Raw genomic sequence first — 6,516 nt, 5'->3', positions numbered from 1 at the left:
AAACAATTTAGCGCAAGTTATTGTGTAACGATTCCTAAGGAAAGCATGATTAAAAATACGGTGTTAATAACGGGTGCAAGCTCTGGATTAGGTGAAGAGTTCGCATGGCAATTAGCTGCGCAAAATTATAACCTACTCCTCGTTGCAAGGCGTACCGATAAACTTGTTTCATTGCAAGAAAAAATAACCCAGAGATATCCATCGCTGTGCTGTTTGATATTTAGCCTTGATCTTAATGAGCCTGATGCGAGTCAACAATTGTTTGATTTTATAAATGAGCAAACCGTTGCGTTAGTGGGTTTGATTAATAATGCAGGTTTTGCTGTGAGAGGGACGTTTTCAGCGTTGACCGCTATCCGACAACAGAAGATGTTACAGGTTAATATCAATGCCTTAATGATGTTTTCACATCGTGCAATGCCACTATTGATCAAAGAGCAGGACAGTTTTATTATCAATGTTGCTTCCATTGCTGCCTTTCAGCAGGGCCTAACTTAGCCGTTTATTAAATATTGCCGTAAAACTCCGTCCTTTAGGTCGGGGATATAAGGCAATGTCAGCGAAGCTGATAAGTCACTTGTGTTTTTGTACCTACCTGATTAAAATAACAGCATGATCATTCGCAAAGCTTACAAATTCCGCTTAAATACCACACCTGACATTAACGCTAAATGGCGCAATATGCGGGTAATTGTCGGTTTTTGTGGAATAAAGCATTAGCGATTAATCTATTTAAATTAGAAAACAAGCAAAAACTTTGTTATTACCAAGAGTTTGATTTCTTTTCAAAGCTTTGGAAAAAAAGCGAGGAATATGGCTTTTTAGCACTCTCACCTGTACAAACTATTCAACAGACGTTAAAACAGCTTGAGCGCGCCTTTAAGGATGCGTTCGACAAAAACCAACCGCTTAAAAGAATGCCTACTTTCAAGAAAAAGAGTGGCAACAACAGTTTTTCTTTTCCGCAAGGCTTCAAAATAGACAACAACGGAAAACGGGTATTTCTGCCTGAAATTGGCTGGGTTAATTTCAGAAAGTCACAAGCAGTTTTAGGCAACGCTAAAAACGTCACTGTCTCACAAAAAGGCAAACACTGGTTTGTCTCAATTCAAGTTGAGCAAGAACGGGAAGAGCCTAAACACCCATCAAATACCATCATTGGCGGTGATTTAGGCGTTAAAAGGCTATTAACCTTGTCGAGCGGCAGTTTCTTTAAGCCCATTAACACCGAAAAACAAACAACCAAAATTAAGCGTTTACAAAAACAATTTGCCAGAAAAGTTAAATTCTCAGCCAACTGGAAAAAATTTAAAGCAAAAATAATAACGCAACATACCAAGGTTGCTAATATTCGCCATGACCGATTATACAAGATCTCAACGCAGTTGAGCAAAAGCCACGCAATCATCGTGCTTGAAGATCTAAAAATCAAAAACATGACAAAAAGTAGCAAAGGGGATAGCGAACAGCACGGTAAAATGGTGAAACAGAAATCAGGACTAAACCGTGTGATTTTAAATCAAGGCTGGGGCATGTTTAAGGCGCTCCTTAAATACAAACAGGTTTGGCGTGGTGGAAAGGTAATTTTTGTTGATCCAAAGTACACCAGCCAAACGTGTCCTTGTTGCCAACACAAGAGCAAAGATAACCGTCTTACACAATCAGATTTTGTTTGTGTTGAATGTGGTTATCAAAACAATGCTGATCATGTTGGTGCATTGAATATTTTAGCGCGAGGACATCGCGTGTTAGCCTGTGGAGAGATTGGCATTAGCCAGCTCAGTGAAGCAGGAACTTGTATTGTGAGCGATCACAATAAACCGATGGTTTTAAACTAATCGGAACCCCCCCCCTTTCCTGAACTTGTTCAGGCGTGTAGCGAGGTGGGGGAGGATGTAATATGCCAGTAAAGCGTTTGTTCTCTCTTTTTCAGAAGCATTACATGAGGAGCTTAAAGGTAAAGTGACCGTGAGTGTATTATGTCCGGGAGCGACTAAAACAGAATTTGCAAAGGTGGCTGATATGGCTAACTCAGTGGTGTTTAAATTACGTGTTATGGAAAAGTTTCCAGTGGTCGCTTATGCTTTACCGAGATAAAGCGATTGTTATCCCGGGTTTGATGAATAAAATAGGGGTGTTTTCCGTTAAGCTACTGCCCCGCTTTATCAGTCGAAAGTTAGCTTATCTTGTTCAAAAATAGCTAGATGATTAGATTATTAATTCCATCGTAGATAAACTGAATTGCCAGCGCTGCTAATATAACGCCTAAAAAGCGTTTCAAAATTTCATCTCCTGTTTTACCAATCACTTTTTTAAGATGCTTAGAGAGTAACATCAAGGCAAATGTCAGTAGCAGGGTACTAATAATGGCAGCTGCAACAGCAAGTGTTCCTGCTGTTGCGGTTGTGTTTGAAAATAATAGCAGTGCAAGTGTTAGCGTTCCAGGGCCCGCAAGCAGTGGAACAGACATTGGGAAAACAGAGATATCAGTTTGCTCTCCTTTGTTGCTAAAACTTAGATCAGAGGTGATCATTTGAAAAGCAGTATAAAACAGTAACAACCCACCTGAGATACGTAGAGAATTAATATTTATACCTAGATGATAAAATAGTGCTTCACCATAATTACCAAATAGAATCAGCGTTAATCCACTGATAATAATCGCTTTAGTCGCCATGATATAACGGTATTTTTTGTCACTATTACCCACTAAAGAGTTAAAAATAAGTGCAGCCCCAATGGGATCAATAATAACGAACAATGCTGTCATAGCATGTAGATAGATAGCTATATCCATGATTTACTTCCTAAAAAATAAGATGTGCAATGCCAGTAATAACCGGCAGTGTCACTAATGTGCGTAAAATAAAGATGACAAACAGTTCTGCAATATTAACGGGAATTTTACTGCCAAGTAACAGGGCGCCCACTTCGCTCATATAAATAAGCTGCGTTACCGACATTGCTGCAATAATAAAACGCGTCATGTCGGATTCAATTGAGGTGGCGAGAATAGAGGGAATAAACATATCTGCAAAGCCGACAACAATAGTTTGTGATGCAGCTTCTGCTTCAGGAATCTGTAATAATTCTAATAGGGGAATAAATGGGTAACCTAAATAGCCAAAAATCGGCGTGTATTCAGCAATGATCAGTGCAATCGTACCCATCGCCATGACCACGGGTAATACACCAAAAACCATGTCGATTACATTTTTTAAACCATCTTTAAAGGTATTCTTAAAGTCGGTACTATTGCTCGCTTTTAATAGTGCTTGCTCAATACCCCATGAAAAAACATTATGCCCTTTGGGTGTTAATTCACTATTTTTGATACGTACGGACCCATCAATATAAATATCTTTTTTTCCACGTAGTGGTGGTAGTTTTGGTACAATAACGGCAGCCACAATACCTGCTAAACAAACTGCAAGATAGAAAGGCAAAAATAGGTGTTCTAATTGTACTTGTGAAATAACCACCAATGAAAAAGTGATAGAAACCGCTGAAAAAGTGGTGCCGATAACAGCGGCTTCACGTTGTGTATAAAATTTAGCTTCATACTGTTTGCTGGTCATCAAAATGCCCACACTACCGTCTCCCAACCATGAGGCCATACAGTCAATTGCACTGCGACCTGGCAAGTTAAAAACAGGGCGCATCACTTTGGTTAACAGTGTGCCAAATAGCTCTAACAGGCCAAAATTAAGTAATAAAGGTAATAACAACCCTGCAAAGATAAACACACAGAAAAGCACGGGTAGTAGGTCATTTAATACCAATGCCCCTGTGTTCCCCGAGAATATCATCTCAGGGCCGATGGTTAAGTAAGTTAATGTAATAAATAGAGCACCCAATAAACGGATAACAAACCAAACAGGGGATATGTCAATTAAGCCATTAAAAAAGGGGCTTTTTTTAATAAAGTTAAATTTAAAAAGTTTATGTAATAGCGTGATAGTTGCAGTAAATACCACAATGCAGGTCACTATCAATGTTAATGAATCGCCGAGTAAACTTTGCAATGCTTTAGCAACAATTGCGATAGGAATGGTGATATTACCCTGAAAGTTAATAGGGGTAATAAACAGCAATAAACCAATTAATGAAGGAACAATAAAGGTTAATATTGTTTGCAGGTTATGTGATTTTTTTATGGACACAGCAATACCTTAAACGCGTAAAATTTTATAGATAAGCATCGGCTTCTCTTTGAACGTGCAGACTACGCATTTTTACATAGGTTGTAAATGAGATGATGAGTGCAAAGATCAATGAATATTCAATAAAAGTTCACAAAGCTATTTTATTCACGCTATGCTAATGACTATCAAAGAATAAAATAGATGTAGGAAATAAGATGAATAGCAAGTTACTTATTCAATCGGCAGAAAACCTTAAAAAAGCAGTGCCTTTGATGATGAAATACAAAGTGCCAACAACACCACTCAATTATGCACTTTGGTATACTTATGTTTCCAACGAACTGCCTACTCTCAATGAAAAGTTAGACCATTTAATCGCCAACAATGATATCTGTCCACCCGTTCAATCGGAGTCTTTGTATCGTGAGTTTGTTGCGGATAAAACGGAGGCGAGTACTTGGGCGTTGAGAAGTGGTATTGATAAAATGCTCATTCAACTTGATCAATCGTTAACCGATACCCATAACGATACCAATACTTTCCGAAAATCATTTGAAAAAACCTTTGTGGATATTAATCGTGTTGAAAATGAGGGATTATCGGTTGAAGAGGTGATTGGTCTCCTAAAAAAACTACAGGGGGATTCAAAAAACATGCACCGCTCAACCTCTTTTTTCTGTAAAAGCTTAGAGAGTGCCAAAGGGGAGATTACTTCACTTAAAACACAGCTAGAAAAAAGTCAAAAACAGGCGTTATATGACTCATTGACGGGGCTACTTAATCGTCACGCATTTGATACTGAACTTTCTGCTTATCTGCAAGTTAAACATCAAGGTTTATGTTTGATACTGGCGGACATTGACCATTTTAAAATGTTTAATGATCAGTGGGGCCATTTGCTCGGTGATCAAGTTTTAAAAGCTGTCGGGCGAAAATTGAATGACAGTATGCGTAATGGCGCAAGTGCTTATCGCTTTGGTGGTGAAGAGTTTGTTATTTTATTACCCAAAAGTAAATTGCGTATAGCGCGTCATTTTGCTGAAACGATGCGCAAAACAATTGAAAAGTTAAGCTTAAAAGATAAACGTACAGGCGAAAAAATAAAAAATATTACTCTCTCTTTTGGTGTGGTGGAGTTTCAAAAAGGGGAAGCATTAAGTGACTTTATTGCCCGTGCAGATCAGTTCTTATATGAAGCAAAACGGTTAGGGCGTAATCGCGTTTTACCTATTTTGTAATTTAGTCTCATCTTTTAATCACTTCTGCCGATAAAAAGTTATATACCATTATTCGCAGGAGTCTCTGTGTTATCAATAAAACAACCGCTAACCCAGCAAGAACGTCGCACTTTTGAGCGATTAAACATCACATCTCTGGTTCATATTACCTATAAAGGTTTCGAACTTAAGGTTGAGTGTAAGGATGTAAATACAGAAGGTATGTCAATTTACATGTTTGATGATTTTTTGAAACTAGATGATGAAATAGCAATACGTTTTGATGATCAGGACTTGCATTTCCCTGCTTTAAATGTTGATGCTGATGTTATTCGTGTACAACCTTTAGAAAAAGGTTTCTTAATTGCTTTAGAGTTTGTCGCTATATACTAAGAGAATAATATGAATAAAATTAATGTGGCTGGAAAATCAATAACGCCCTCTAAAGTAGTTTGCATAGGCCGTAACTATGTTGAACATATCAAAGAGTTAAATAATGAGATGCCCGATCAAGCGGTTATTTTTGTTAAACCCAACTCTGCAATTAGCGATATTATTGTTAGTAATAAAGATGAGCCTATCCATTATGAAGCGGAGATCTCTTTTATTATTGAAGATAAAAAAATTAGCGCCGTTGGTTTTGGATTAGATCTTACTAAGCGAGGTGTACAATCTAAACTAAAAAATAAAGGGCTACCGTGGGAGCGTGCCAAAGCGTTTGATAAATCTGCTGTGTTTAGCCCGTTTGTCGTATTTTCAGGGGATACCGAAAACTTATCGATGCAACTGTTGATCAACGACCAATTGATTCAACATGCAGATTACGCTTTGATGATCCATAAACCAACCGAAATAATGGCAGAGGTTGCAAGTTTCATGAGCTTTTGTGATGGTGATATATTGATGACAGGTACACCTAAAGGAGTGGGCATTGTTCACCAAGGTGATATTTTTATTGGGCGAATTTATCAAGCGAATAAATTGCTACTAGAAAGCAAGTGGGCAGTACAATAAACACCTAATTGTGATGTGAATAACCCTTCTTATTTAGTTGTTTACTCAGAATTGTCATTCCTCTTTTTCGCTGTTTTTTCCTCTTCCTAACAACACCGCACTCGCCTTATCTCTCTGATTTGCGTAACAATAACGGCTCA

Annotated in this window: 8 protein-coding genes; 6 read left to right on the top strand and 2 right to left on the bottom strand. The window is 38.0% G+C overall.

The window, feature by feature from the left end; genetic code table 11:
• The 3 genes from G322_RS21180 to G322_RS24620 form a co-directional block, all read left to right on the top strand.
• Positions 1-498: SDR family NAD(P)-dependent oxidoreductase (locus tag G322_RS21180; RefSeq protein ID WP_211217172.1), on the top strand; the 498-nt coding region annotated here is incomplete at its 5' end.
• 203 nt (positions 499-701) lie between these two features.
• Positions 702-1,838: an RNA-guided endonuclease InsQ/TnpB family protein gene (locus tag G322_RS0116615; protein ID WP_211217171.1), complete on the top strand. Its 1,137-nt coding sequence runs from the start codon at positions 702-704 to the stop codon at positions 1,836-1,838.
• A 130-nt stretch (positions 1,839-1,968) separates the two neighbouring features.
• On the top strand, positions 1,969-2,097 hold the full coding sequence (locus G322_RS24620) for a hypothetical protein (RefSeq protein WP_281166530.1): 129 nt from the start codon (positions 1,969-1,971) through the stop codon (positions 2,095-2,097).
• Positions 2,098-2,200: 103 nt separating this feature from the next.
• Here the strand turns inward: G322_RS24620 and G322_RS0116605 are convergent, their stop codons facing one another.
• Together G322_RS0116605 and G322_RS0116600 are read right to left on the bottom strand one after the other, a co-directional pair.
• Positions 2,201-2,797 carry a MarC family protein gene (locus G322_RS0116605; protein WP_022942836.1) on the bottom strand — a complete coding sequence of 199 codons (597 nt, stop codon included), beginning with the start codon at positions 2,795-2,797 and terminating at the stop codon, positions 2,201-2,203.
• A gap of 10 nt (positions 2,798-2,807) precedes the next feature.
• Positions 2,808-4,163 (bottom strand): YjiH family protein, encoded by a 1,356-nt coding sequence (locus G322_RS0116600; protein WP_022942835.1) that lies wholly within the window; start codon positions 4,161-4,163, stop codon positions 2,808-2,810.
• Positions 4,164-4,360: 197 nt separating this feature from the next.
• On the opposite strand from G322_RS0116600, the gene G322_RS0116595 reads away from it, so the two are divergent.
• The 3 genes from G322_RS0116595 (at position 4,361) to G322_RS0116585 (ending at position 6,376) form a co-directional block, all read left to right on the top strand.
• Positions 4,361-5,383 carry a GGDEF domain-containing protein gene (locus tag G322_RS0116595; protein WP_022942834.1) on the top strand — a complete coding sequence of 341 codons (1,023 nt, stop codon included), beginning with the start codon at positions 4,361-4,363 and terminating at the stop codon, positions 5,381-5,383.
• 66 nt (positions 5,384-5,449) lie between these two features.
• Positions 5,450-5,755 (top strand): PilZ domain-containing protein, encoded by a 306-nt coding sequence (locus tag G322_RS0116590; RefSeq protein WP_022942833.1) that lies wholly within the window; start codon positions 5,450-5,452, stop codon positions 5,753-5,755.
• Between the two features lie 9 nt (positions 5,756-5,764).
• Positions 5,765-6,376, top strand: a complete 612-nt coding sequence (locus tag G322_RS0116585; protein WP_022942832.1) for a fumarylacetoacetate hydrolase family protein — start codon at positions 5,765-5,767, stop codon at positions 6,374-6,376.
• Positions 6,377-6,516 lie beyond the last annotated feature (140 nt).

It is taken from the genome of Psychromonas hadalis ATCC BAA-638 (assembly GCF_000420245.1).
GTDB lineage: Bacteria > Pseudomonadota > Gammaproteobacteria > Enterobacterales > Psychromonadaceae > Psychromonas > Psychromonas hadalis.
Note: the sequence above shows the minus strand (reverse complement) of the source record. Positions and strands in the feature narration are given on the sequence as shown.

Coding starts and splice junctions, on each gene's coding strand:
- G322_RS0116605 (WP_022942836.1), bottom strand. CDS start 2,797: ATGGATATAGCTATCTATCTACATGCTATGACAGCATTGTTCGTTATT.
- G322_RS0116595 (WP_022942834.1), top strand. CDS start 4,361: ATGAATAGCAAGTTACTTATTCAATCGGCAGAAAACCTTAAAAAAGCA.
- G322_RS0116585 (WP_022942832.1), top strand. CDS start 5,765: ATGAATAAAATTAATGTGGCTGGAAAATCAATAACGCCCTCTAAAGTA.